The organism is Maribacter polysiphoniae (genome assembly GCF_003148665.1).
GTDB classification, from domain to species: Bacteria; Bacteroidota; Bacteroidia; order Flavobacteriales; family Flavobacteriaceae; genus Maribacter_A; species Maribacter_A polysiphoniae.
In genome coordinates this window covers 39,978-66,437 of sequence record NZ_QGGQ01000010.1, presented here as the reverse complement: position 1 = coordinate 66,437, position 26,460 = coordinate 39,978, and the positions used below count along the sequence as shown (strand labels likewise).

Annotated in this window: 32 protein-coding genes and 1 tRNA gene; 22 read left to right on the top strand and 11 right to left on the bottom strand. The window is 37.0% G+C overall.

Features of this window, described 5'->3' with window-relative positions; translation table 11 throughout:
- From LX92_RS17320 to ribB, 3 genes are all read left to right on the top strand, one after another.
- Window positions 1–645, top strand: a complete 645-nt coding sequence (locus tag LX92_RS17320) for a LolA family protein (protein ID WP_109653349.1) — start codon at window positions 1–3, stop codon at window positions 643–645.
- A 182-nt stretch (window positions 646–827) separates the two neighbouring features.
- Window positions 828–2,312, top strand: a complete 1,485-nt coding sequence (locus tag LX92_RS17315; RefSeq protein ID WP_262509856.1) for an LptF/LptG family permease — start codon at window positions 828–830, stop codon at window positions 2,310–2,312.
- Complete coding sequence (gene ribB, locus LX92_RS17310) at window positions 2,312–3,451, top strand: 3,4-dihydroxy-2-butanone-4-phosphate synthase (protein ID WP_394340351.1); 1,140 nt, start codon at window positions 2,312–2,314, stop codon at window positions 3,449–3,451. Before LX92_RS17315 ends, ribB begins: the two co-directional genes overlap by 1 nt.
- A gap of 3 nt (window positions 3,452–3,454) precedes the next feature.
- Here the strand turns inward: ribB and LX92_RS17305 are convergent, their stop codons facing one another.
- The 3 genes from LX92_RS17305 to LX92_RS17295 are packed head-to-tail and all read right to left on the bottom strand — an operon-like array spanning window position 3,455 to window position 6,093.
- Complete coding sequence (locus tag LX92_RS17305; protein ID WP_109653343.1) at window positions 3,455–4,648, bottom strand: DegT/DnrJ/EryC1/StrS family aminotransferase; 1,194 nt, start codon at window positions 4,646–4,648, stop codon at window positions 3,455–3,457.
- 20 nt (window positions 4,649–4,668) lie between these two features.
- Window positions 4,669–5,304, bottom strand: a complete 636-nt coding sequence (locus LX92_RS17300) for a nitroreductase family protein (protein WP_109653549.1) — start codon at window positions 5,302–5,304, stop codon at window positions 4,669–4,671.
- Between the two features lie 30 nt (window positions 5,305–5,334).
- Window positions 5,335–6,093, bottom strand: a complete 759-nt coding sequence (locus LX92_RS17295; protein WP_109653341.1) for a sulfite exporter TauE/SafE family protein — start codon at window positions 6,091–6,093, stop codon at window positions 5,335–5,337.
- 106 nt (window positions 6,094–6,199) lie between these two features.
- Between LX92_RS17295 and LX92_RS17290 the strand changes: the two genes are divergently transcribed.
- The 9 genes from LX92_RS17290 (at window position 6,200) to LX92_RS17250 (ending at window position 13,367) form a co-directional block, all read left to right on the top strand.
- Window positions 6,200–6,284: transfer RNA gene (locus LX92_RS17290), tRNA-Ser, on the top strand.
- Between the two features lie 238 nt (window positions 6,285–6,522).
- Window positions 6,523–7,740, top strand: a complete 1,218-nt coding sequence (locus LX92_RS17285; protein ID WP_109653339.1) for a site-specific integrase — start codon at window positions 6,523–6,525, stop codon at window positions 7,738–7,740.
- 142 nt (window positions 7,741–7,882) lie between these two features.
- Window positions 7,883–8,371: an asparaginase domain-containing protein gene (locus tag LX92_RS17280; RefSeq protein WP_109653337.1), complete on the top strand. Its 489-nt coding sequence runs from the start codon at window positions 7,883–7,885 to the stop codon at window positions 8,369–8,371.
- Window positions 8,372–8,892: 521 nt separating this feature from the next.
- Window positions 8,893–9,297: a helix-turn-helix domain-containing protein gene (locus tag LX92_RS22790; RefSeq protein ID WP_223170241.1), complete on the top strand. Its 405-nt coding sequence runs from the start codon at window positions 8,893–8,895 to the stop codon at window positions 9,295–9,297.
- A 277-nt stretch (window positions 9,298–9,574) separates the two neighbouring features.
- Window positions 9,575–10,339 (top strand): RteC domain-containing protein, encoded by a 765-nt coding sequence (locus LX92_RS17270; RefSeq protein WP_170117883.1) that lies wholly within the window; start codon window positions 9,575–9,577, stop codon window positions 10,337–10,339.
- A 311-nt stretch (window positions 10,340–10,650) separates the two neighbouring features.
- A complete protein-coding gene (locus tag LX92_RS17265; protein WP_109653547.1) occupies window positions 10,651–10,932 on the top strand; it encodes a helix-turn-helix domain-containing protein in 282 nt (93 codons plus the stop codon).
- Window positions 10,933–10,938: 6 nt separating this feature from the next.
- Window positions 10,939–11,586 (top strand): hypothetical protein, encoded by a 648-nt coding sequence (locus LX92_RS17260; RefSeq protein WP_109653331.1) that lies wholly within the window; start codon window positions 10,939–10,941, stop codon window positions 11,584–11,586.
- Window positions 11,570–12,226, top strand: coding sequence for an ATPase (locus tag LX92_RS17255; protein WP_109653329.1), 657 nt, complete (start codon window positions 11,570–11,572; stop codon window positions 12,224–12,226). The genes LX92_RS17260 and LX92_RS17255 overlap by 17 nt, the downstream gene beginning before the upstream one ends.
- A gap of 7 nt (window positions 12,227–12,233) precedes the next feature.
- Window positions 12,234–13,367, top strand: coding sequence for an exonuclease/endonuclease/phosphatase family protein (locus LX92_RS17250; protein ID WP_170117882.1), 1,134 nt, complete (start codon window positions 12,234–12,236; stop codon window positions 13,365–13,367).
- Window positions 13,368–13,545: 178 nt separating this feature from the next.
- Here LX92_RS17250 and LX92_RS17245 read toward each other — a convergent pair whose 3' ends face one another.
- Window positions 13,546–14,181, bottom strand: coding sequence for an N-acetylmuramoyl-L-alanine amidase family protein (locus tag LX92_RS17245; protein ID WP_109653325.1), 636 nt, complete (start codon window positions 14,179–14,181; stop codon window positions 13,546–13,548).
- 203 nt (window positions 14,182–14,384) lie between these two features.
- Here LX92_RS17245 and LX92_RS17240 point away from each other — a divergent pair, with 203 nt between their 5' ends.
- Genes LX92_RS17240 through LX92_RS17200 form a run of 9 tightly spaced genes read left to right on the top strand, consistent with a single transcriptional unit; the run spans window position 14,385 to window position 21,683 of the window.
- Window positions 14,385–14,672, top strand: a complete 288-nt coding sequence (locus LX92_RS17240; RefSeq protein WP_109653323.1) for a hypothetical protein — start codon at window positions 14,385–14,387, stop codon at window positions 14,670–14,672.
- A gap of 34 nt (window positions 14,673–14,706) precedes the next feature.
- The gene (locus LX92_RS17235; protein ID WP_109653321.1) at window positions 14,707–14,991 is read left to right on the top strand and encodes a hypothetical protein; all 285 of its coding nucleotides are present in this window, start codon (window positions 14,707–14,709) and stop codon (window positions 14,989–14,991) included.
- Complete coding sequence (locus tag LX92_RS17230) at window positions 14,978–17,380, top strand: TraG family conjugative transposon ATPase (RefSeq protein ID WP_109653319.1); 2,403 nt, start codon at window positions 14,978–14,980, stop codon at window positions 17,378–17,380. Before LX92_RS17235 ends, LX92_RS17230 begins: the two co-directional genes overlap by 14 nt.
- 46 nt (window positions 17,381–17,426) lie before the next feature.
- On the top strand, window positions 17,427–17,999 hold the full coding sequence (locus LX92_RS17225) for a conjugal transfer protein (protein WP_109653545.1): 573 nt from the start codon (window positions 17,427–17,429) through the stop codon (window positions 17,997–17,999).
- 2 nt (window positions 18,000–18,001) lie between these two features.
- Window positions 18,002–18,844 carry a hypothetical protein gene (locus LX92_RS17220; RefSeq protein WP_109653317.1) on the top strand — a complete coding sequence of 281 codons (843 nt, stop codon included), beginning with the start codon at window positions 18,002–18,004 and terminating at the stop codon, window positions 18,842–18,844.
- 10 nt (window positions 18,845–18,854) lie between these two features.
- A complete protein-coding gene (locus LX92_RS17215; RefSeq protein ID WP_109653315.1) occupies window positions 18,855–19,472 on the top strand; it encodes a conjugal transfer protein TraK in 618 nt (205 codons plus the stop codon).
- Window positions 19,473–19,493: 21 nt separating this feature from the next.
- Complete coding sequence (gene traM, locus LX92_RS17210; RefSeq protein WP_109653313.1) at window positions 19,494–20,423, top strand: conjugative transposon protein TraM; 930 nt, start codon at window positions 19,494–19,496, stop codon at window positions 20,421–20,423.
- Between the two features lie 30 nt (window positions 20,424–20,453).
- Window positions 20,454–21,311 (top strand): DUF4138 domain-containing protein, encoded by an 858-nt coding sequence (locus tag LX92_RS17205; RefSeq protein WP_109653311.1) that lies wholly within the window; start codon window positions 20,454–20,456, stop codon window positions 21,309–21,311.
- Window positions 21,312–21,317: 6 nt separating this feature from the next.
- Complete coding sequence (locus LX92_RS17200; protein WP_109653309.1) at window positions 21,318–21,683, top strand: hypothetical protein; 366 nt, start codon at window positions 21,318–21,320, stop codon at window positions 21,681–21,683.
- A 46-nt stretch (window positions 21,684–21,729) separates the two neighbouring features.
- Here LX92_RS17200 and LX92_RS17195 read toward each other — a convergent pair whose 3' ends face one another.
- The 7 genes from LX92_RS17195 to LX92_RS17160 all read right to left on the bottom strand — a co-directional run bounded on the left by LX92_RS17195 (window position 21,730) and on the right by LX92_RS17160 (window position 26,116).
- Window positions 21,730–22,149 (bottom strand): hypothetical protein, encoded by a 420-nt coding sequence (locus LX92_RS17195; protein ID WP_109653307.1) that lies wholly within the window; start codon window positions 22,147–22,149, stop codon window positions 21,730–21,732.
- 47 nt (window positions 22,150–22,196) lie between these two features.
- A complete protein-coding gene (locus LX92_RS22655; protein ID WP_190263552.1) occupies window positions 22,197–22,517 on the bottom strand; it encodes an HNH endonuclease in 321 nt (106 codons plus the stop codon).
- 48 nt (window positions 22,518–22,565) lie between these two features.
- Complete coding sequence (locus tag LX92_RS17185; protein ID WP_170117881.1) at window positions 22,566–23,210, bottom strand: DUF4272 domain-containing protein; 645 nt, start codon at window positions 23,208–23,210, stop codon at window positions 22,566–22,568.
- A 654-nt stretch (window positions 23,211–23,864) separates the two neighbouring features.
- Window positions 23,865–24,302, bottom strand: a complete 438-nt coding sequence (locus tag LX92_RS17175; RefSeq protein ID WP_109653301.1) for a hypothetical protein — start codon at window positions 24,300–24,302, stop codon at window positions 23,865–23,867.
- 24 nt (window positions 24,303–24,326) lie between these two features.
- On the bottom strand, window positions 24,327–25,115 hold the full coding sequence (locus tag LX92_RS17170; protein WP_109653299.1) for an ImmA/IrrE family metallo-endopeptidase: 789 nt from the start codon (window positions 25,113–25,115) through the stop codon (window positions 24,327–24,329).
- Window positions 25,105–25,446 carry a hypothetical protein gene (locus tag LX92_RS17165; RefSeq protein ID WP_109653297.1) on the bottom strand — a complete coding sequence of 114 codons (342 nt, stop codon included), beginning with the start codon at window positions 25,444–25,446 and terminating at the stop codon, window positions 25,105–25,107. The genes LX92_RS17170 and LX92_RS17165 overlap by 11 nt, the downstream gene beginning before the upstream one ends.
- Entirely contained in the window at window positions 25,433–26,116 is a 684-nt protein-coding gene (locus tag LX92_RS17160; RefSeq protein ID WP_109653295.1) for an RNA polymerase subunit sigma, read from the bottom strand. Before LX92_RS17160 ends, LX92_RS17165 begins: the two co-directional genes overlap by 14 nt.
- Before the next feature lie 144 nt (window positions 26,117–26,260).
- On the opposite strand from LX92_RS17160, the gene LX92_RS22935 reads away from it, so the two are divergent.
- The gene (locus tag LX92_RS22935; protein WP_262509855.1) at window positions 26,261–26,386 is read left to right on the top strand and encodes a hypothetical protein; all 126 of its coding nucleotides are present in this window, start codon (window positions 26,261–26,263) and stop codon (window positions 26,384–26,386) included.
- The last annotated feature ends 74 nt before the right edge of the window (window positions 26,387–26,460 follow it).

Here is a 26,460-nt window from a genome sequence, read left to right as displayed (position 1 = left end):
ATGAAGAAAATATTTTTAATCGCAGTTACCTTTTTAAGCCTAAGTATTTCAAATGCCCAGAATTCGGAAAAAGCCAAGGCGCTTTTAGACGAAGTCTATAATAAAGTCGAAGGGTACGATAATATTTTTGTGGACTTTAAATATGTGCTCAACAACAAAGAAGCGGGCATCAACGATGAGACAAGAGGTAATGTCACTATGCAAGGTGATAAATACCTTGCCAACTTTTTCGGTGCCCAACAACTGTACGACGGTAGTAAGGTATACACGATAGTCCCAGAAAATGAAGAAGTTACCATTGAGGACAAATCAGAGGATGAAAACACCATTACCCCCTCAAAAATGTTGACCTTCTATCAGGAAGGACATACGTATAAATGGGATATCCTACAGAACGTACAAGGAAGAAAGATACAATTCATTAAATTGACCCCGATTGATACCAATACGGAAATCAAATCTATTCTGTTAGGTATTGATGCGGAGACCAAACACATTTACAAAGTAATTGAAACAGGCAAAAACGGTACAATGACGACCATTACTGTTAATTCTTTTAAAACAAACCAACCTTTATCGAAAACCTTATTTACATTTGATGAGAACAAGTATAAGGATGAAGGTTATTACATCATAAGGAATTAATACTGGTTACGTAGAAACAAAAAACAGGACAATGTTGTGTCTCATGCTGGTTCATACCAATGCATCGTTGTTTGTTTGGGGTACAGGATGATGTTTTAAACATTGGACGCGCATGACAATTGACACTATTTGTAGGTTTTATTTAAATTAACATTACTACATTGAGAATTCTAGACCGGTATATTTTATCGAGATTCCTTTTTAACTTTTTCAGCTCGTTTGTAATATTGATGTTCATCTTCATATTTCAGACGATTTGGCTTTTTATAGATGATTTGGCCGGTAAGGGCCTAGACATCGTAATCATCGGTAAGTTTCTTTTTTACCTTATGCCCAATTTAACCGAAAAAGTACTTCCATTAACGGTTTTACTTTCTTCGATATTGACCTTTGGCACCTTGGCGGAAAACTATGAATTCGCGGCCATGAAGGCTTCGGGGATTTCTTTGCAAAGATCCATGTTGAGCCTAATCATCTTTATTGTCTTTTTGGGTGGTGTCACATTCTATTTTGCCAACAGTGTCATTCCCGCCTCTGAACAGAAAATATACAATCTACGACGTAATATTGCCAAGGTAAAACCTGCCGTGGCCATTGTTGAAGGTGTATTCAGTGACTTTGAGGGAGCTGACATGAATATAAAGGTCGATAGGAAATACGGTGAAAACGATCGTTTTCTTGAAAACGTAACCATTCACCTAAAGACCAAGACCAAAATAAATTCAACAGTTATAAAAGCCAAGACCGGGGAGCTGAAAAGTAGCGAATCCTCCGATATTCTGCAGTTGGTATTATATGATGGGCATTATTACCGTGATTTGGAAAAGAGCACCACCAAGGGCAAGAATACCTACCCTTTCGCCAATGCGGATTTCGACACCTATACCATGAATATCGACCTATCGGAGTTCAATAATGTTGATATGGATGAGGAACGGGACATCAGTACGGAAAAAATGAAAAATGTATCCCGACTTACCAAGGATATAGATTCATTAAAACATGATAACCTTAGGATCGTAGGTGCCTTTGCAAAAAATATACAAACCCGAATAGGGGCTTTTATTGAAACGAAAAAAGATTCCTTATTGATTCCTGAACTAGCAGCACAGAAAGCGAAACCCAAGAAGTTTGAAAATGACTCCATAAAGTCAGACACTATCCTATCGCGTAACGATGTGATCAATCTTTTTCAAGACTGGCAGAAGGTACAGGTTATAACCGCTGCCAAAACCAACGCTTCGAATTTATTGACTTCGATCAAGGGCAAAAAGAATGAACTGGACAAACGTTATGAAATTTATAACAGGCATATTTTGGCTTTACACAAAAAGTTCGCCTTGGCCCTCTCCTGTGTCATTTTGTTTTTTGTTGGTGCCCCATTGGGCGCCATCATACGCAAAGGGGGTATTGGGCTACCCATGGTAATCGCGATTATCTTGTTTCTTACGTATTATTTTATCGGGGTTTTTGCAGACAATTATGCTAAGAAAAATGAGATACATCCCATTCTTGGAGCATGGTTATCTACCATGATTATGTTACCTTTGAGCATTGTTTTGACAAAAAGGGCAACTGCAGACCGTGGGTTGATGAATTTGGATGGGGTTGTTGAATTTTTTCAAAAAATATTCAAAAAGAAAGAAAAGAAAACAGTTACGACATGATGATCGAGATGAAAAACAAAATACAATTAAATACCATTGAAGAGGCAATTGAAGCCATTGGTAAAGGAGAGGTAATCATTGTTGTAGATGATGAAAATCGTGAAAACGAAGGGGATTTCATCGCAGCGGCTGAAAAGGTAACCCCTGAAATGATAAACTTTATGGCCCAACACGGGCGCGGGTTGATCTGTGCCCCATTGACCGAAGATCGATGTAAGGAATTGAATCTTGATTTGATGGTACAGCACAGTACCGTATTGCACCATACCCCCTTTACAGTGTCGGTCGATTTAATCGGGCATGGTTGTACCACGGGAATCTCGGTACATGATCGGTCGAAAACAATTTTATCCCTGGTGGAAGAATCCACAAAACCCCATGATTTAGGTCGTCCTGGACACATTTTTCCATTACGGGCAAGGAATGGTGGTGTACTGCGCAGAACAGGCCACACAGAGGCCGCAATCGACCTTGCAAGATTGGCTGGGGCTAAGCCTGCAGGTATCTTGGTCGAAATATTGAATGAGGATGGAACCATGGCCCGTTTACCACAATTGGTAAAAGTGGCCCATAAGTTCAATTTAAAGATTATATCCATTGAGGATCTTGTTGCCTACCGTATGGAGCATGATAGCCTCATTGAGAAGAAAGAGGATTTTGAAATCACTACCCGATTCGGCAAATTTAGGCTACATGCCTATCAACAAACAACGAACAACCAAGTCCATATTGCACTGACAAAAGGAAGCTGGGAGGTAGACGAGCCCGTTTTGACCCGCATTAATGCCACATTGGTCAACAATGACATATTGGGAACCTTGACCAACAATCCTGACAAGAAGTTACAACAAATGTTCAAGGCCATCAATGATGCCGAAAACGGTGCTTTTGTTTTCATCAATCAGGAAACCCAATCCTTAAACCTTTTAAAAAGGTTGTCCGAATTGAAAAAATTACAATCCGAGGGCGTTTTTGAAGCCCCTAAGATTGAAATGGATTCCAGGGATTTTGGTGTTGGTGCGCAAATACTGCACGACCTTAAAATAACCAAAATACGATTATTGACCAATACCCAACAATCCAAACGTGTTGGTATCGTCGGGTACGGTCTGGAAATTGTGGACTACGTCAACTACTGAAATCTATAGGAGGTTTCTTAAAACCGCGGCCATTTTTGTGGCCCGTTCCCGTACTTCGTCCTCTGACCAACTTAATTTGATCAAGCAGGAAATATTTCGGCGAATCCACTGATCGGATTTCGAAAAATCGGATTGGGTATAATCGGGCAATTGGTCTTTTACCTCTTGGGTCATATTACCCAAGGATTTCCTATGGATCAAATGCTCCCATTTACGGTAATAGTGCCAGTTGTTATCATACCAATAAAAGCAACCGTCTACTCCTGCTTCTGAAAATCCTTTTTGTGCTGCTTTCGCCTTTTCTCCATCGGGCAGGAAAAAACTAAGAAAGGAATAATTTTCTATCCCACCTTCAGGAACCGTCCTAAAGGAAATACCCTTAACCTGATCCAAGGTATTTCTCAAAATGGAATAATTACGTTGTTGTAAATCTATAAATTCATCCAACCTGCTTAATTGGGCTACACCCATAGCGGCATTAAGCTCTGAGATACGATAATTATAACCTAAAAAGGGATGGCTTTCCGCCCCCCTATCATTTCCAATATGATCATGGCCGTGATCGGAATAATGGTCTGCGTTTTTATAATAGCTTGCATTATTAGTAATCAAAGCGCCACCTTCACCACAGGTGATGGTTTTTACATAATCGAAAGAAAAACAACCTAAATCCCCATAGCTTCCCAGTGGTTTACCTTTATAACTGCCTCCGATAGCCTGACAAGCATCTTCCAGTAACAATAAACCGTGCTTATCACAAATCGACTTCAATGCATCCAAATCGGCCATGGAACCACACATATGTACCGGCATAACAACCTTGGTTTTTTTGGTAATGGCTTTTTCCACCGATTCGGGAGCTAAGGTCAAGGTATCATCAATATCAACCAATATAGGGATTGCCCCCAATACCAAAACGGCTTCAAAACTGGCCACGAAAGTAAAGGTGGGTATGATTACCTCATCCCCTGCCCCAACACCGGCACTGGCCAAAGCCACAGTCAATGCGGCCGTACCACTACTTACGACATGGGCGTATTTAGACTTCATACGTTCAGCCAAGGCCGATTCCAATTCCTTTGCTTTCCATTGGTCCTGCCGCATACCGTCAAAACCATAGCGCATTAGGACTCCAGTATCCAATACATTTTGTACTTCATTTTTTTCTTTTTCTCCAAAAAGTTCAAATCCAGGCATACTAATTTATTTTTTTAACTTCAATCAAATATTTCAATGATACTTTCCTCAATGTTCTTTCTTACTTTTTCCATCTTGGAAAAAGGATCGTTCTGGGATCGATACCCTACTGGCAATACCAAAACCGATGTTAGACCCATTTTTTCCAATCCCAATATTTTGTCATAGTCCCCTGGCACAAAACCTTCCATGGGGCATGAATCAATTTCCTCCAAGGCACAATAAGACAAAAGGTTCCCCAATGCCAAATAAGCCTGATTGGTTGCCCATATCTTAATTTCCTCTGTTTCTTTCTTTCCAAAATCCTGGACCAATGTATCCTCAAACGGTTTCAATATAGCCTCATCGGTACGTCTAACCTCCTTCACCAGATTGAAATATTGCTTAATGAATGCGGTATCGATTTTCTTCTCAATACAAATAACCAATACGTGTGAGGCATTTCCAACCTGACGCTGGCCATAGGAGTAGGAAACCAATTTCTTCTGTATTTCCTTGTTTTGCAATACTACCATTTTTATGGGTTGCAAACCGTAGGATGTTGCTGTCAGGTTAAAGGCATGTTTTAACCCTTCAACCTTTTCATTGGGCAATAAACGCTTCGAATCGAATTTTTTAACGGCATAACGCCATTTTAAATGTGCAATACTTTCCACTATCACTAACTCTTTATCAATTAATAAATCCTACAAATCAAAAAACCATAGTTTAATTGCCATAATGGATACCATTATGACCAGAAAGCTCTTAATAAACCCATCTCCCTTATCCACTGACACCCTACTGGCCAGCCATGCACCGGATCCGTTTCCTATGGCCAAAATCAACCCTATTTTCCAATTTACCTTATCGTTCAAGGCAAATACCAACAAGGCCGAAAGCGTATAAAGGAATACCACAGCCACTTTTGTGGCGTTGGCCCGAACCAATGTCATTCGATTTACAAAGTGCAAAAATAGTATCATAATGAAACCAAGGCCGGCATTAATAAAACCACCATAGATTCCAAAAAAGAAAAAGGAGATTATACCGATCCAAAGATACTTACCCGTAATACGCTCATGTAGGGTTTCCAATCTGATTTTAGGTTTAAAAACAATAATGAACACTACGAGCATCATTACTATGGCCAAAATCTTATTAAAAGTCTCCCCATGGATATCCACTGCGATATAGGCCCCAATAATGGCCCCTAACAAACCGGAAATACCCAAATAAAGATTAAAAGGAAATGTTGAAACCTGTTTGCTTTTAAAGCCAGCCGTGGCCAGGGCCGTTTGTATGACAATGGCTACCCTATTGGTTCCATTGGCGACACTGGGAGGAAGTCCCAAGAATATCAAAACGGGCAATGCTATTAAGGATCCACCTCCTGCAACGGTATTGATAAAGCCTACTACAAACCCCATTCCAATCAAAAGTACATAATGGTACCACGCTTCCATTATACAAAAATAGCTTCTAGAATAGAATAATACTGACTTTGTTGAAAATAATAATGCACTTTCCCTTTTTGGAATAGAAAAAGGTTTCTATATTTGCATCCGCTAAGGAGAAATGGCAGAGTGGTCGAATGCGGCAGTCTTGAAAACTGTTGAGGGTCACACCTCCGGGGGTTCGAATCCCTCTTTCTCCGCTAGGAATTTACCAAATTCCACTAAAAGCCCGTAAACATTATGTTTATGGGCTTTTTTAATTTTCCTTCATATCAAATAAAACCATATAATATCAAATAAAAGGTGCGGTATTCGGTGCGTAAATTTTTGAATAAAAACACGCACCGAATTAATTGTTAAATACTGCTATTCAATACCTTACATGTTATTTACATTTAAATATTTTGTATCTTTAAAAGGAACGAAAACCACGCACCGATGCAAACTACATTCTCTGTCCTTTTTTATCCTAGGGGAAATGATGTAGATAAAAACGGTAACAGTACCATTTACTTAAGGATTACCGTAAATGGTAAGCGCAGTGAGTTTAGTATTAGACGAAAGGTATTATTGACTAAATGGAATTCTGAAGCTGGTAAGGTTAGAGGAACCACAGCCAATGTTCGCGAGCTTAATAGATATATGGACTCTATTAAAGTCAAGGTGCATAAGATTCATGAAACCCTTTCGGACAACAAACAATTGATTTCATCGGAAATTATCAAGAACATTTATCTGGGCAAAAATATAAAGCATAAGATGTTATTGGAAATCTTCCAAGCCCATAACGATAAGATTGAAAGACTAATGGGTAAAGAATTTGCTCCTGGAACTGTCGAGCGCTATAAGACGGCCAAAAAACACGTTGATGATTATATTAAACTAGAATATGGTGTTACTGATATTCCCGTAAAAGATGTAGATTATAAATTCATTTCTGGTTTAGAATACTACCTTAAAACGGAACGTAAATGTGCTCATAACACAGCAATTAAATACATCACCAACTTTAAAAAAATTATTCGCATTGCCTACGCGAATGATTTGATTACCAAAGATCCTTTCCTGAATTGGAAAGCGAAACTAAAAATTGTAGAACGTGAGTTTTTAACCGAAGAAGAAATACAAGGGATGGTTGAAAAGGAACTGCATACAGAGCGCTTATATCAAGTGAAAGATATCTTTTTGTTTTCTTGTTTTACGGGATTGGCCTATGCCGATGTTAAAAAACTATCTAGAGATGATATAGTAATTGGTATTGATGGAGACAAATGGATAAAAATTAAGCGGTCTAAAACCGACACACGAAGTAGTATTCCATTATTACCCACTGCTCTTGACATATTGGTTAAGTATAAAGATCATCCAGATGTTTCAAATAAAGGAAGGTTATTACCCGTTCTAAGCAATCAAAAAATGAATGCATATTTAAAGGAAATTGCCGTCCTATGCAAGATTACCAAAAATCTTACATTTCATTTAGCTAGGCACACGTTCGCTACTACCGTCACATTGTCCAATGGGGTTCCTATAGAATCTGTCAGTAAAATGCTCGGTCATAAATCGCTACGAACCACGCAACATTATGCCAAAATATTAGACAGAAAGGTTAGCGATGATATGCAATTGCTTAGATATAAATTATCTAACAAATAGATTTTCAACACCTTACACCGAACATAAATATTATCTTACTTTTTATTCTTGTTAATTTTTAGTAGATTAAGGAATTGGCAAAACTTTGTTTTGCAATGATGTAGCTCCTTTTTTCCTTTTACATGATTAAAAAAATCATATCATGATTAAAATCTTTACAACTGGTGGAACCATTGGAGGTTTGGAATATGTAAATAGTACGGACAGATCTTTGGAAGATAGCATTGACATATCCATATTTTTAAAAGCGCCTAATATTTCTGATAGCTATACTATAGATTATCTTTTGGATAAAGATAGTCGCCATATCACCTTAGAAGATAGAGAGCTTATTCGAGATAGGATTAAACTTTCGAAGGAGGAACGTATTGTAATCACTCACGGAACGTATACGATGATAGACACTGCTAAGTATCTTGGAAAACTCAATTTAAAGAAGACCATAGTTATAACTGGATCTTTCATTTTAGGTTCGGAAAAACATTCAGATGCTCCATTTAACTTAGGATTTGCAATAGGTGCTCTTAAATTCTTAGAAAACGGAGTATACATTGCAATGAACGGTGAAGTTTTTTTGCATGGGAATGTGGTGAAAAACATGCAAGAAAATCGCTTTGAACGGAAATTCTAAAATCAATATCGATGTTTGGTACAGAAATACATTGGACAACCTTTTTTTATCTCTTGATCGATGTATTCATTGTGCTTGTAGCATACTCAAAATCCCGTCGACTTAGGCACGACAATTTAAATCGGTTTTTGATACTAGGCTGCCTATTCGTAACTTATAATCTTACAGGAGGGCTATTACCCATCGAGAATTTTCCGGGGCCATTAATCGTACAGTATATCATAACATACGGGGTAGCCATAACTATGTGCCTTTATGTAGTCCACTATTTTTATAATGAATATGATATTACGTTTTTGAAGTTCCAACTCACAATTACCAACATTACTTTTTTAATCGTAGCCTGTTTCCTTTTATTGTTTCTGGGCCCTTATTTCTGGACTGATTCTATTGATTTATCACGTATTTATTTTACGGTTCCAGTATCCGTAATCTGCCTTTACCTATGTTGGGAATTTTGGAGAAAAATCACCAAATCAAATATCACAAACCCATTCGTTAAACGCCGTAATAAACTATCATTGATAAGTATTACCTGTATAGCCTTACTTCCTATATTAACGGTAATCGGGGACTATCAATGGTTGACATTCACAGTTATCAATATAACCTTCTACACCATTGCTACCATTGAAATCGACAGATATCTATATCTTTTAGAGAATAAGGGAAAAATGAGTGCAATCTTTAGTTATTATAACTCTATGAAAGAAGTTCCCATATCCCCTGATTTTTATAAAGAAGGACTGACTAGACGTGAAATTGAAATTGCTTTATCAATATTGGATGATAAGAGTTATAAAGAGATTGGGGAGGACTTTTTTATTGCAGAAAGCACCGTTTCAAAACACGCATCAAATATTTTCAAAAAAACAAATGTAAAAAAGAGAACAGAATTTTTGATGCGATTTTCACCCCAACAATAATGCTACATTAAAACAGGAACGACTCCCTTATTCTTTTCATTACAATTGGCAAACCGTACTAAAATACGGTACAATCCGTAGGAATATACGGTAATATATAGTTATTAAGTATCAATTCAATGTATATTTAAAGGACTCCTTCTGGTGTGAATTCAGAAATCAACTCCTCTATTCAGTCGATATATGGATAATCTCCTTGTGTACTATGGAACTAAACTCATTATCTAAAATATTTTTGAAGGAGTTAGCAAAAATAAAGAGCTCAACACCCCACTCTATGGAGCAATCGCGAAAAAGCATTGCACTATGCCGTAGGCTCCTCAATACCTTTAGAAAGAAAGTCATCGCAAAGGGTTTTACCTCTATCTCCGAGGAAATCCATTTTTTTAAAAATGTCAAATCGGTACCTCTCTCCCAATTGATATATCATAAAGAAATATATCGACTTGAACTAAGTCAACCTAAAGCCGATAAAAAACAGATTAAACATTTTATACAAAAAAATATACAAAGGCTTAATCATTTTTTCTTGTCCCATATAGATTTTGGCCAGTATTTGGAACTAGGGGATACCCATTTGGACACCTATTATTTCACCAGAAAAAAAGTTGAATCCATTCCAATTTCCAGTACGTTCCTTTATGTTGAAGACCCAGAATTCAGTACTCCACGAGATTTAATGCTGGCCCATTTTAAAGCCTATGGACAAGTAACTGTTTATTTACAGCAGAAATTAGTGCATCTAAAAAATGATGATCTCTATGAAAATATCAGTTCCAACAGTTTTGAGAAACTCCCTTGGCCCTTTACGAATACAGATTGGGTTGAATTAGTCTATGCCCTATCCATTTCAGGAATGGCAAAAAAGAACAATCTAAGTATTATGAAAGTTTCCAATATTATGCAAGAGGTTTTTGAATTCACACCAAAGGATCTTTATAAAACCTTTCAAGATATAAAGGCTAGAAAAATTAGCCGAACACTCTTTCTTGACCAGCTCACTACTTCCCTACTTACGGAAATGGAAAAAAGTGAAAAATAAACCACTCCTGTAATCTGAACAATGAACTATTAAAACATGACCACACTACGGTGAACCTACCGTAATCATAAAAAAACCTTATTATAATAGGTTTTGATATCGTTTTAGTCGCGACAATGGCCAATTAACCTTCAAAACGACCTAAAACCCCATAACTTTCAAAAAGTTAAATTTTCACCGTACTACGGTCGTACTGGGGAATAAAACTAATTGAACATCTCCAATTTTGTCGAACGAAAGTCAAATCAAGTCAGGGACTATCAATTAAAAATTTATTCATGATAGTCCCTTTCTATAAAAATCGTTCTACTATGCCCACAAGTATAATCACAACAGATGACCTCCGAGATTTCAAACTAGAACTGCTCGATGACATTAAAAAGTTACTTACCAAACAAAGTCAAGGTAAACTAAAGAAGTATTTAAAATCGGCTGAGATCAGAGAGCTGCTTCAAATTAGTCCAGGTACATTACAGAATCTACGTATCAATGGTACACTACCCTATACAAAGATGGGGGGTATCATTTTCTACGATGCTGATGAGATACAAAATGTGATGCTCGCCAATCGGATTAATCATAAACCCGATTAAGAATGTATGAACTACATAAAACAACTCAATACTGCCTTTCAGCTTATCATGATGGATTCTAGGTTGAACCCAACACATGTGAGTCTTTATATGGCTTTATTCCAATTGTGGAACATTACCCGTTTTGCAGAGGTGTTTTATGTAAATAGACAAGAAGTGATGCAACTCTCAAAAATAGGGTCAAAAAGTACCTACCATAGATGTTTGAAAGATCTCGATAACTGGAACTACATTGAGTATTTACCCTCCCACAATATCTTTAAAGGTAGTGAAGTAAGGATGCCCATTTTTGGGACAACCTCTGAACAACAACAGGCCAACAATGAAACAACATCTGAACATGTATTGGTATCAAATACAAACAGTATCAAACAAAAAGAAAACAATAATAAACCTAAGCTGCCCAAAAATGAAATTGAAGTGATCGATTTTTTTAAAACCAAAAAATGGCCTGCTTTGGAAGCAATGAAATTTTTTAACCACTACCAGGCCATTGGTTGGAAACACGGCGGTAAAATAAAAATTGTGGATTGGATGGCAAGTGCAAGTAATTGGATGCTAAAGGCAAAAGAAATTGAAACGTTAAAAGAGCAGTCCCATTTTAAGGACAACCTCCGAACCACTAAAACTAAAGACTATGATGAACCCCTCTAAAATAGACGAAGATGGTGTTCAATACTCCATCGGAAAATTTGACGGAAAAAACGTAGTCTATGATTTTCCCAAGATTCTTGTGTACCTAGGTGCCAAAGGGAGAATACTCTTCGGGAAGGATTTCAAAATCATTGAGAAGGACCACGAAATTATATTTAAACTCTGCAACTACTTTATAAGAGATAAAGAAAAATGCGCTCAAAATGATATTGACCCAGACAAGGGAATATTACTTACCGGCCCTGTTGGATGTGGCAAAACAAGCTTGATGCGATTATTGAAACATCTAGTTCCACTGCAAAGACCTTATCGGGTTATCCCTGCACGGAATATTGTTTTCGGTTTCAACCACATTGGTTATAAAACCATTGAAGATTATGGGGATGGACAATTCTTTTGCTTTGATGATCTAGGGGTAGAACCTATTGGCCGGCACTATGGAAAAGATTGTAACGTAATGGGCGAAGTACTTTTATCCCGCTATGAACTTTTCCTGAAAACCAAAATCAAAACCCACGCCACTACAAATTTAAAAGCCAAAGAACTGGAAGATATGTACGGCAATAGAGTTCGAAGTCGAATGCGGCAATTGTTCAACCTAGTCGCCTTTGACAAAAATGCTAATGACAAACGCAAATAAACCCATAATGGGAACTAAATACAACACCATGAAAATAGCAACCTTTAATATCCAGAATTTATTCCATAGAGACAAAAGCCTTAACGAAAAACCAATCGGAAAATGTCTTACCGACTGGATCCAGGAACTTGATATGTTAATACGAAAACCGGACAATTCAATGTCTGAACAAGATCGCATTCGAGACCTCTCTTTTTTAGTTGGGTTTGAAAAAACCACTCCCCGACCCTATGCAATACTCAGACGTAAAGCAGGGTTTTTATATATGAAGGGCATCCACCATTCTATGGAGACAAGAGCTGGACATTTGACTAATTGGAACGGATGGATAGAAGTACAGACCAAACCCATACCACCAACTGCCACGGACAATAAAGCACGGGTCATCGCTGATGTAAATGCGGATATTCTACTATTGCAAGAAGTTGAGGATAGAGCCTCCTTAGAGGAATTCAATCAAAAAGTGCTTCCTAAATTCGATTGTAAGCCCTACGAGCAAACTTTTGTAATCCAAAGCTGTGCTATGAAGGGATTGGAAATGGCGATTCTGCTGCGGGAAGGTTATACACTACAAACTATTAAAACTCATTTAATTGGAGGGTATAGCGACCTGTTTCAAAACCTTCTTGAGTATGAGATCAGTACTCCAACATCGAAGAAAATATATGTCTTGGTCACCTATCTCGCTAGGCAAAACGATGACATTAAAATAGCGGATACCATTCGGAAAAGCCAGGTTGAAAATATAGCGAAAATCTATAAAAGCTTACTGGCCCAAGGAAAGTCCAACGTTATTATCGCTGGAACTTTTAACACGCCGTCCTATTGTGATTCATTATCTCCCCTATTTCAAAATACAGCCATAAAAGATATTACCAAACACTTTTCTTTTGAAGTGGCAACTGACGAAGGAGATGACGCTACCTACTTTCGTTTAGGTGCGTATAGGATGGGTGTAAACATTAAGCAAAAAGACTATCTATTATTCTCCCCGGCCCTGTTTGAAATAATGCAAGATAGTGGTCTTAACCGTAAGGCTGTGTGGCCAAAAAAGAAACCACAATGGTCAATTTACAAGACAGTCTCAAACAAATACACTGCTGCTAGTGAGCATCCATTGATTTGGGGGAAAATCAATTAAAATGGTAAAATTTAACCACCTAAATAACTCTTTACGAAGGATGAACTCTGTAAAGTTCAATTTTCCCTAAGAATTATTTCGTCTTTGATTTTTATAACCCACAAAACAACCCTTCGATAACTTAATTTCATTATCTGCCTCAGACACCTAACGACCTCCAAATACAACGCTCCCATAACTATCTTATTTTACTAATAGATTCCAGTATCGCTAAAGCGATACCATTATGATTTTCTTCCTTTGTCAAATGTTTGGCTTCGTCATTAGATGATAAGAAACCCAGTTCCAATAAAACTGCCGGACCATGATTAGTGGTTTCCCGTAGTACCTGAAAATTTGCGCCTTTCACTCCCCTACTTTTAAAACCAATCATATCGTTTAACTCACGTTGTATATTGTTTGCCAATCCAAAAGAAGATTTTGAATAGCGTTTTCGTTTTTCATCTACATATACCTCAATGCCTTTAGCTTTCTTGTTTTTGGTTTGATTGCAATGCAAGGAAATAAATACATCCGCATGTAGCCTCATGGCAAGCTGCGTTCTATTACCCAATGAGATTAACGTATCCTGATATCGAGTCAAATACATATCAAATCGGTCATCAAATAAATGCGTATTCAAACTATCCATCTTTTTTGCCACACTCAAAACGATATCCTTTTCCAAAACTCTATTTACGCCAATTGCTCCGGCATCTGTTCCGCCGTGGCCAGGGTCGATGACGATGACAGGTCTATCAGAGCTTTGACCATAAGAGATGGATAAAAAAGTGAGAAAAATAAATGTTGTCACCACATAGTTTGAAAAATCCATATCATTACTTCTTGTTTGCGCAAAATGCAGTGATTACTTCCTTTCCGTAAGAATCTTCCAAAATTTAACAGCACCCCACGTTAAATTTTAGCGGATTTCTGCCATAACCGTCTTAGCGTAATAGATTTCACAAAGTATATCCTAGCAGACGGTAATATATCAGCAGCTGCACGGATAGACTTTAATCCAAAATCCATACAACGATGAAAAAATCAACTTTAATGCTAATCACTTTGCTGCTTATCACAGCTCCCACTTTTGCTCAAATCGGAGGTATTGAAGACTCCGTAAACGATGTTTCAGATACCATCAGAACTATTTTCCCCATCATTCTTGGTGTCATCTTCCTTATAGGATTCCTTTTCAACGCAGGTCATTTTTTCGGGGAAAATGCGGATCTCAAAAAAGGAATCACCCGTGTTCTGGTCTTTGTGCTTATCGCTGGCGCAGTAGTGGGCATCTTCACCTACCTAATTTCAATAGTCGTCTAAAAACCCTCATAAAGGGTATCATCACAAATGCCAAATGAAAAAATTCGAGGTCTACAGAAACATCCGCCAACGGGCAATGATCTTTGGATTGCCCGTATCCCTATTCGCCCTTATGATGATAGCGATAATTGCATCACTGTTGGTCATTACCTTCTCCTTTGGCTTTGGGATCATCATTGGTGCACTTGTCTTTAATTCCTTCCTCTATATAGGCTTAACCAAGTTTGCCCAGAATTTGAAACTACTTCAGTTTTCAAAGGTATTTCCCAAAATTATCAGTATCAAAAAATCATCTGAACTCCATTATGAACAAGATTAACCTGGCATCCTATTATCCCATAGTTGATATCACCGAAAACGTGGTGTTTGCCAATAACGGCAATGTGGTTTTGTGCTATAAAGGTACACTCCCTGAAATATATTCCATATCGGAAAAGGATTTTCAAGATATGCATGGTGCTTGGTTTCAGGCTATCAAATCATTGCCAACAGGATGCGTAATACATAAACAGGATGTGTACCTCAAACAAAAATATAACTCCGAACAGCTTCCCAACACAACCTTTTTGGAAAAGTCGACCCACAAGCATTTTAAAGGACGTGGGTATATAAAACATCAAAGCTATATATTCTTCATTCTAACAAAGAACAATGCGTTGAACAATAGCAAATTCGTCAACCCATTTCGCAAAATTTCCAAAAGTATTTTACGTGAAGCAGATGACACCTTAAACAGTTTCATTAGGTCTGTAAATGACTCTATTTCTTTTATCAACAATAGCCGTAAAATAGAATTTGTTCCGCTCGAAGCGAAAGAAATACATACCCTAACCCACAACTATTTTAATGGATTCAATTCGGGTTTTGATACGGATATCCTTTTGGAAAAATCAAACACCACCATTGGAGAAAATCACTTCGATGCGTTGGCTGTAAACAGTGAACTCTGTTTTGGTGAAAGTGTACAGACTAGTAAAACCAATGAACGGTTTACCTCCGATGATTTTGTCTTTCATCAAGGCTTTGTTGACGGTTTGGGATTAACCTTGAACGAGAACCACATTGTAAATCAAATCATCTATCTAGACGATAAACAAAAATGGCGCAAGCAGCTTGATAAGAAAGTTGAAGAACTGAACAAAAGTTCCAATTTTGGTTCCCAGAACAAGGTTGTCCTTACTAAGATTCAACATATTCTAGATCAGATCAATGCCGATGACCATTCCCGAGTAATCCGTGGACATCTCAACATCATTTACTGGGCCAAAGAAGCCCAAGAGTTGGAAAAAACAGCTTCTAAAATAAAAACAGAATTTAAAGAATTGGATATCATCCCTTACTACCCCAGGGGTGAAGAACGAAAGAACTATATACTGAATAGTTACTGTTGCTTCTCGTCAAATTTTTCCAATGAAGATTTATATGTTACCGATTTAAAACACGCCTTGTGCTTGTTCATCAATAACAGCAACTATAAGTCTGACCCAACAGGGATCATCTTTAATGACAGGGAACATAACATACCTGTCCTAAAGGATGTTTGGGATGAGAAAAAGAAACGCATCAAGGCAAGGAACTTTGCCATTTTCGCCCCTACGGGTGAAGGGAAATCCTTTTTGGCGAATAACATCCTACGTCAGTATTTCGAAAGTGGTGTACGCTTGGTCATTATAGACTTGGGAGGCTCGTATACAAAGTTCGCAAAACTCTATCCCGGGAAATACGCTGTATTACGCTATGAAAGTGGAAAGAACCTTGGCATCAATCCGTTTTATATTAGCGATGCTATGGATTTAACTCCTGAGCGATTGGAAGATTTATCGGTATTCCTTTTTGAACTCTTTGCTTCTGACATAAAAGTGACCAAAACACAATCCGTATCCATCAAAAAGATACTGCGCTTCTATTACGATCGCACATCCGAAGGTCATTCCCTCGATGGCTTTTACAAGTTCATCGAGATTAATCAGGCATCCCTTTTAAGTCAGCTTAAAATCCATCCTGACTACTTCAATGTTACGAGCTTTTTACATGTAATGTCGGAGTATGTTGGCGATGGTCTATATAGCTTTCTTTTTGAAGTAAGTGAAGACCAGACCTATAAAATCGAGGATAAGCGATTGATTGTTTTTGAACTCGATGAAGTCAAGGATAACAAGGAGATCCTATCCGTAATGCTCAAATTGATCAAGTCGGCCATTCAAAGAACCATTTGGAAGAATAGAGCCGAAAAAGGCATCATTCTCTTTGATGAGTTTGCCAAACAATTAAAGTTCAACAATGTACTGGAGAGTGTGGAATTTTACTACCAAGCTATCCGGAAACAGAATAGTGCCATTGGTATTATCCTTCAATCCATCAATCAATTACCAGACAATTCCACATCAGCAAGTATTCTTGAAAACACCCAGGTGGTTTATAGCCTTAACAATGAAAAAGGATATGATGGGTTGCAGAAGCGTTTAAATCTCTCTAGCCACGATTTGAATCAGTTAAAGTCCATTAAGAACAACCTTACCGGACATCGAAAATATACGGAGTTGTTCATGAAAATCGGAAAAGAAAGTAACATCTTCAGACTGGAGGTACCCAAGGAGGTTTATGCAGCCTACTTAACCGATGGCCCTGAAAACGACATGATATTGGCTCTCTATAAAAAACACAAGTGCATGGAAAAAGCAATTATTGAATTCACCTCTAAAACGTAATACTATGAAATCGAAGATTCACGAATACCAAAACAACTATTTAACAATGAGTAAAACAAAAATATCAGTACTTGTAATCTCGCTACTGTTCAGCATAAACATCAAAGCCCAAGGCATGCCTGTCTATGATAATACCAATTTTATCAGCATGGCCAAATCGCTTTTGGAATCAGCAAAACAAACTTCAGAATTATTGAAAACCGTTGAATTTCTAAAACAACAAAAAGAGAACATTGAAAAAGTCAATAATGTTGTAAAGCAATTAAAGGCTGTTAGGGAACTCGCTCGAAACAATCAAATCCTATTCAATGTGGTTCGGAATGATTTACGGGAAGTTCTCAATTCCCCCTATATCAAACCCAACGAGATTGCCCGCATATCCGACACCTTCAATTCCATTATGGAAAACTCTTTGGAAAGCCTCGATTTTGTTGATCAAATATTATCCAGCGACTTTCTAAAAATGACCGATGCCGAAAGAACAAAAATCTTAAAAGAAAAGGAAACCGAATCAAAGGAAATGGTTTCCCTTATTACCATAAAGACCAAACGCTACAAGGATATCATTTCATTTAGAAAAATGCAGGATATGGTCAATAATCGTGAAATGAACTATTAAAAATGATGGCAACCATACTCTTAGGGATTGGTTTGGAATACATAGATACCGTATTCCAAACTATTAAAAACAGTGATTTCTCGCAATACACGATTGCAGGAATGAAAACACTCGCCGTACTGTTCTTTCTGATCAATATCCTCAAAAAATACAATGAAGGCATTGCAAACAAGGATGGTTATACCTGGGGATTGAGTCCGGGCGAATTGGCCAAAAACTTTGCTATTGTTATCCTGGTCATATTCTCAACACAGTTACTCGGTTTTTTCGATGGAATTTTAGTGGCCATTGAAGGACAATACCGGGTGACGGCCCCTGCCCTACTTCCTTTACAACTACAGGACATACCTCTTGAAGAAGAAGTGAATCTTTTGGATGCGGCAAGTATGGCAATGACCTTACTTTATGAGGCCCTGATAACCCCATTATACGGTTTCAAGATATTTGCCTTTATCATCAGTACATTCCTATGGATTCTTGATCTCTTCATCTATCCATTGTTTTTGGCCGAACGTTTCTTTCTTCTCGGAATAATGCAAGCTTTCTTTCCGCTGATCCTCAGCCTTGCAGTATTTGAAAAGTTCAGGTCCCTGGCCTATACATTTTTCAAATTATATGCTGCGGTATATATGCTAGTACCTGCCTTCTTTTTGGTGAACGTATTCGTAAACGCCATTTATACAGAAATCAATACCAACTTCTGGACAAACCTTTTTGGGACTGAATTCGGACAAGGATTTTTTGCTCCGGTCGTACAATTGGGTTCTGTGGGATTTATCGTATTCCTGAAATTCAAACTATACCGCCGTGCTACTTCGTTCACACTACGATTATTCACCAACTAATATCTATCCTATGAAAAGACCTTATAAAGACATCTACGCCGTTCTAAAAATAAATAGGGTCATTGTATTGGCGACAGTTGTCTTTGCAACAGCGTCAAGCCTATTTTCCATTTGGATGGTGTATAACATCAATTCCAAGGCTATGAATAGTTCTTTTGCCATAAATACGGATGGCACGGTCATTCCGCTAAAGCTAGTGGCACAAAAAGAAAACTTCGGTGTGGAAGCCTTAGCCCATTTAGAACTCTTCCATAACTACTTCTACAATATCGATGCGAGCAATTATGAAAAGAATTTAGAGAAGGCGTTATGGCTCGGTAATAGTTCCGTAGATAATCTCTACCGTCAAAAAAAATCAGATGGTGTTTATAATCGACTGTTGCAATATTCCTTGGTCCAAAAAGTGTTGCATATCGATTCCCAAATTGAAGAAAAGAACGGAGCATACAGTTTTAGAACGATTACGGTTTTTGAAATCAATCGTGGCACCATCGTCGACACCTATGAACTTGTTACTACCGGAAACCTCATTACCGTAAATCGAAATTTCCCAAACAATCCACACGGGTTGCTTATCACGGCATATTATGAAAACAGCTTAAAAAAGATAACTAATGAAACCCCTTAGTGGGTGTTAACACACAATCTTATGAAAATAGAAAAGAACAAAATAGTCTTCGCATCGGTATTGACCATTATATTGATTTTCCTGATATCCTATTCGTTTTTGATTATGGGGGACGACGAAGGTGACAACGAAAATCTAAAACAAACCCTTGTGCCAGAGTTGGAAGAGGAACAAAAAGATTATGATTCTAAACTGGATGCCATCAACGACCTGAAAAAAGTCCGTGAAACCAACGCACCCAGCATCTATGATGAAAAATTGATAGACTCCCTTGGTTTTTATGACCCGGATTTAGGCGAAAAGGAAAAGGCACGCATTGTAGATAGTATCTACAAAGTCAGTCGAATAAATTATTCCGATAGGACTTACGAAAATATCGGTCGTGGAAAATCAATCCCAAATGTGATTCTGGAGGTAGATTCAGCAGAAATCAAGAGAGACATCCAAATTCAAGCAAATGAACTTAGTTTTGAACATGAGCGCTTCTTTGCATCGGCTCCGCTTAACAATGAGGCGTCCATATTGGGCGGCACCGATTCGGAAATTTATGCCGTTGTCGATGGCAACCAAGTGGTCAAAATCCATACCCGTCTGCGGATGCGATTGATAAAAACTGCCACTATCAACAATAAACGCATTCAAAAAAACACCCTTATTTATGGCTTTATCAGTTTTCAACCCAATCGAGCCTTAATTGCGATTGAAAATGTAAACCATCATCCCACAAACTTAAAGGCGTATGACCTTGCGGACGGTAGTGAGGGTATTTATGTTGAGAACAGCTTCAGGGAAGAAGCTACCAATGAAGTCCTGGATGATATGGTACAGGATATCAACATCCCCAGTGTACCGCAAATTCGAGGTGTGGCAAAAGTGTTTCGTCGCAATAATCGAAGTGTAAAGGTAACCGTACTCCATAATTACAAACTCATTCTAAAACCTAAGTTATAAGCCTAAAGTGGGCATTTTAAATTTACTATTATGAAGAGATATATCCTTACCCTATTATTTGTTATTGGTTTTACTTTCGCACCACGACTGTGCCTTGCACAAGCTCTAACACAACAACCGATAATACTCGATACGATTTATGCCAACGACCAAAAAAACGTTGCCCTTTTCTTTCCACAACCAATCCGGCAAGGAATAACCGGTTCGGACAATTTTATATTTACTTACAATCGCGAGAAAGAACAATATTTTGGATTGCTGCAAGCAAAACCTGGAAAAGAGAGTAATCTTCTGGTTATCAACAGGAATGGTTCGGTTTTTTCGTATATTGTTAGGTATAAACAACAACTCTCAAAGCTTAATTACTTCATTCCAAAAACCAATAGTATCGGGAATGAAAAACCTGTCAGCCCTGATTCTGTCGCTATTGACAAGTCTGAGAACTTGATTAAAAACAGAGCATCCTATTACCAGAACTTCTGTTCCTTTTTATTGGATAGAAAACAGCCAATGGGTAATCTTAGAAAAAGGAACGAGGGCGTTGTATTAAGTATTGAGAATATAGTTTTTGATAAAGAGGAACTCTATTTCGTAATCCATATTAAGAATACATCCACTTTGGATTACGATTTGAATTTCCTAGACCTTTCGATTCGTACGAGACAAAAAGGGAGAAAGAAATCACAACAGCGTATTTATCAAGAACCACTGTTTGTTTATGGCCGACCAACTAGAATAGTAGCAAGCGAAACCGTGAGCATGGTTTATGTATTGCAGAAATTTTCATTGGACAACGACCGCAGGATTGTCGTGGAACTCAATGAAAAAAATGGGGAGCGTACTATTGAGCTAAAAGTCCCCTATAGCTACATTAATAACCCAAATTAAAGTATCATGAAAAAAATAACCCTATTTACAATTGCGCTATTATTTATCGCTTGCGCGGAAACTCAGGATGCATCCCCTGCTGCTATCGCGAAAATCGTTGCCGAAAGTTTCTACCAGGGCGACGAAGCATCTTTGAAAAAACATACCACCCCTGAGGGATTCGTAACATTCTCAAACCTTCAGAAAATGTTTGCCAAGCCTAAAAATTCGGAATCTAACTTCAAAGTTATCGATGAAAGAATCGAAGGTGAAATAGCATGGGTAAAATACTCGACCTCTTATGATAAGACTCCTGGTATTTTTAAACTTGTGAAGGCGAATGGGGAATGGAAGGCTACGGCTAGACTGCCAAAAGAAAAAGCGCCTTTTTAATTGTTTCCTTCATGCTTAAAATTCTATCGTTTATTTAGACTTTAAATCAATTCTTTGTTATAGGATAATCCCCTACTTTTTTCAGATAAATAAGCTTGCCAATTAGCTTTTCCTCCTTTAATACTAATTCTGAACCTATGATTTTTATAATGGAATAGGTAAAACGAGAAACTTTCAGTGTATCTTCTTTTAGAGTATAACTTGTCTCCAACCTACCCTCTCCATTATTAAAAAAGGATTTATCGCCATCTAAAAAAATCAACTCTAATTTAACTGTATATGGTAAACCATTAAAAGTTACATCACTTCCATCACATCCATCCAAATCCGTTTTCTTATAAGCTTCCCATTGTCCAAGCAAGGGGTTTATAGCTGTCTCTTTCTTAAGATGGTCTTTTGTTTGAGATAAACCATTCAATGAAAAAAGTAGAACGACAAGAAAGATCTGATAACGCTTAATTTTCATGCAATCGTTTTATTGAACTTTTATTTCGCTGGCAAATTAAGTCTTTCTTAATGCAATTCATCATGACATGACTTACAAATTGAAACCAACCATTTAATAGGTTCTTTGCCAATATTTTTCTTCGAGTACCTTTTATGATGAACTTGTGTGTCTCTTTTGCCGCAATAAACACATTTCCAATTATCTCGTTTTAGAACGACATAACGTTTTCTTTTCCATGCAGCTGATTTTAAATAGGTTTTACGATAATAGTTTTGACGACTTTTTTTCTTTAGGTTAAATCTCCAACGTTTAATTAGCCAAGGAATTATTCCCACTCCTAGCAGAAGGAGTAAGAGTAAAATATCTACATCAATATCTTTTGACATAAAAAAATTGTTTGGGTATCCTTTTTTTGAACTTTTTACAAACGTAATTTAGGTATCTGTTGTTATATCATCCCAATCTTCTTGATAGCATGTAATCCAATTCAGGGCATAATGTCTTTCATAAACAATAGAGGGATTATAACCATTAGGATAAGGTCTATTATTTAATCTAGCATCCCTTATTGCCCAAAGAATTCGATAAATAAGGTCGGTTTGATCAAGTATTTCCTCAGTACTCCGAATTTCGGATTGCCCAATGAAATTATTCAATGAACCATATTTTCCTTTTGTTCCTTCATGTGCTTTAGTTAAGTTACATTCTTCAATTGGTTCATTAAGTATGTCAACCATCCCAAGAGACCAGAAAAGCACGTTTACAGCTTCGGTTCGCCAACTCGCAGCGATTTTATCTTCTTTGGTTAAACTCTTTTTTTTCAAGTATTCCTTTTCGGAATTTGAGACACCTGTCCATAGATTGATCTCCTTTAACCAACTTACTATTTCTTTTCTGTCTTCATCGAAAGCTGTGTCAATTATGCCAGTTAATATCATAATCCTAGATGCAATTTCAGATGGCCTCCTCAGAATTACTTCTTGACTATTTGCAACTAAAGGTAGGTGTTCACAAATCGGAATTCCTTTTGACTCCAAATATTTGTTTGTCCCTATTTTTCGTGATTCTGATGATTTCAATGGTTTGGTTATTTATCCAGTTTAAGAAGGTTAATCCTTTATTTGAACTTTATAGACTCTTATTAATATTTCTAATTATTAGTATCAAGCCCCAAAGAAGAAGCATTATTACTATAGCCCAAGTGTTTACAAAAGCTTTCCAAGATGCTAATCCATGTTTGCTCATCTTGCAAGATTCTTTCTTGCTATATTGATAGTTGAAAATTAATATCCCACACACAATCATGAAGATACCCGAGTAAATGGGATATACATCCAAAACATGTATTACGAAGTCTTTAATCTTTTCCAATCAATCGTTAAATTATACTTATTAATCATCATCCCAATTGTTTGGATTTATAAACACCAGATACAAAACTATTAGCCCGATTATTATACCTCCAACAAATAACCAGTCAAGTTTGGTTAGTAATGCCATAGATTAAAGTTTATGGTTTATTAAGGCTTTTATGATTCTAGATTTCGATAATCTTTTCATTGGCTTATCATCAATCCTCTTGTAGAAGATTTATAGGATGAATTTCCTCCTCCGCATTGGCTAATGATAAAAAGAACTATGACTATCAAAATTATAAGAGCAAATATATTTTGAACTTTTTCTTTAAAACTTTGATTTTTAAAATCCTTTCTATCCATCCTTTATTTGAACTTTTAAATCCATTCAAATAATTGAGATATGGTCACTAGTAAACTAGAAACGCCAATTATTACAATCGCCCAAGTAAGCTTTCTTTGTCGTTTTGAAGCTTTTTTGCTTGCCTTGGTTTGTTCTTGAAGTCGAATGCTTAACTCCAGTAACTGAACGCTTAGAAAATCTGTATTTAAACTAAATCTCTCTGAAACAGCATTAGCTAAAGCCCTTTCTGCATCTTCGATATTCCTATCCAATGAATGAACTAGCCTTCGAGTTTTAAGTTCTTCTTGTAGCTTATCTTTTTTCTTTGAATCAATATCCTCAAATCTTTCTAATATTTGTATTGCCTTTTCTCTACTAGTACTTAAAGATTTAACGGAGTTATAAAGTTTATCGATTTGAGAATTCATCTCAATTCTTTGCTCCCTAATTTTCTGTATTGACTTATTACTCATACAATCCTTTATTTCAACTATATATCACTCTTCCCAAATTATACTGAGGGCTCTACCCTTATACGTTATGCACTGCTCAAAGAACTTCCTGTGAGAATCATCATCTTTCACATAATTGAATATGTCGACAGCCCAGATTTCTTCTTTTTTGAATAGGTTTTCATTAATTTCTGCAAAATATTCGCCCATTACAGTTTTAGGTGCAACTTTATTTTGATATAACAAATACTTGTATCGAAAGTCTTTACTATAATGCTTCCAAATAACATTCCCATTTTCGCCGTAGATTATCATAATTGAATGATTGCCAATTCCCGCAAACCTAAAAGCACAGGCCGTCCTACTGACATTGTATTCGTCTTTCAAAAAATCGATAAGTTCTATGCTGAATTGCTTCTTGTGAAAATCTTTTGAGAATCTTTCTTCCGGCATCAACAAACATGAAGCAAAATAATCCGCCTCACTTTCTATTTTATTAAATTGCTTTTGGTTCGTTCTAGAGGAGTGGGGTTTTAACAATCCTTTTTTAAGACCTAATCTATGGGCATCTATGTAGTAATGTCCAAGTTCATGAGCAAGTGTAAATCTACCTCTTGCTGAATTATGCTTATTTCCTAAGTCCGTATTAATATGTATTGAAAACTCGCCATTTTCGTAGAAGGTCATTCCATCAAATGTATCTTTGCCATAACTATCATAAAACACAGACAAGCCTTCATCATCGACTATTTTATCAAGGGGAGTAATTTTTTCTTGATATTCCAGTGCTATTGTTTCTGCTAATACCTTTATACTCTGTCTTTTACTGATCACCAGAGTCTCTATTGTGATTTCTACGCATTTTTTCTATAATGTGCTGTGGTAGCTTTTCCTTTCCCTTTCTAGCTACCATTCTTAAACTCTCTATATCAACATCAAGATCTTCCTCAAACATAGTTATAACCTTGGGTTCTCTATGGAAAGTACTATTGATTATTGCAACAGGGTCAATGGAAGTATCATCTAATTTATAGTCATAATCTTCATACAGTTTATTAAATCTGTCGAGTTCTAGTTCGTTGCTCGGAAACAGATAACCTGTGGAGCTCAACCAACTATCCAAGTGTTCCACTTCGATTAATCCTATTTTTTTAGACTTTGCCATTAATAATGTTTAGGTAGTTCGTAACGTGTCTGTTCGCATCTCCGTAATAAGTGTTCACAGACTTTTGGGTCAAAGAGAGTTTTTCTCTTAGTAGTCGGGTAATCGTTCTTGGAACTTTTTTACCTTCTTTTTGATAGGCTCGGTAGGTAAAATATATAATACGGTGTTTCTCGGTCAATTGTGTTAGGGCGCTGTCTATTGTTTTCATTTTGGCCACTACCTCCCTTTTGGCCTCAACACTATCTATATTCAATCTTTCAACCAATCCTTCGGCATCGTTGACCAAACTTAAATCTTCCTCCTCTGTTGGTTCCGCACAAGTATTATATTCTCCATATTTTATAATCTGGGTATACAAAATCGGATTCATCCATAGCAAAATGGCCTTGTCAAAATCTTTGGCCTTAGCTTTTTCTTTCTTAAAAGTAGGGTACTTCCATACCCTAGAAAATGTGCAATTTGCTATTTCCAAAGCAACGACCTCGTTATATCCATATTTGTTGCAGTAGATTTCAGATTTCCTTTTTACATCCTTCTCAAAACGAAAGCAGAATTGCGCAAAGGCCAACTGCGCCTCAGCGGGGAATTCTTCTTTAAAAGAAATGTACTCTAACAGTTCAACGCTAGGCATTTTTTCGAAATCTATGTCTTGACCGGTATCTGTATTCATCTATATACCAAAACGGATATATCTATTAAGGTATATGAGTGAGTGGCACTCATAAAACCACTGTATAAACAGTAAATGCTATTAAATAATTCTTGGGGTGGTTCAAATATAAAGAAAATCCCTACAAACTTAAAAATTAATATTATGGCGAAAGATTCATCAGGTAAAAAGTTCAACAGAATACCAGAGCACAAACGAAAAGTAGGCGGCAAAACTATAACCGTCAAGGAACATATCAGAAGCAATAGGAAAGACAGCAAGGGTAAGTAACGAGCGAAAATCCACAGCTCTAAATGGAGATTATTTAATCTTAAATTCATTTTATGAATAATATTAATTTCTCA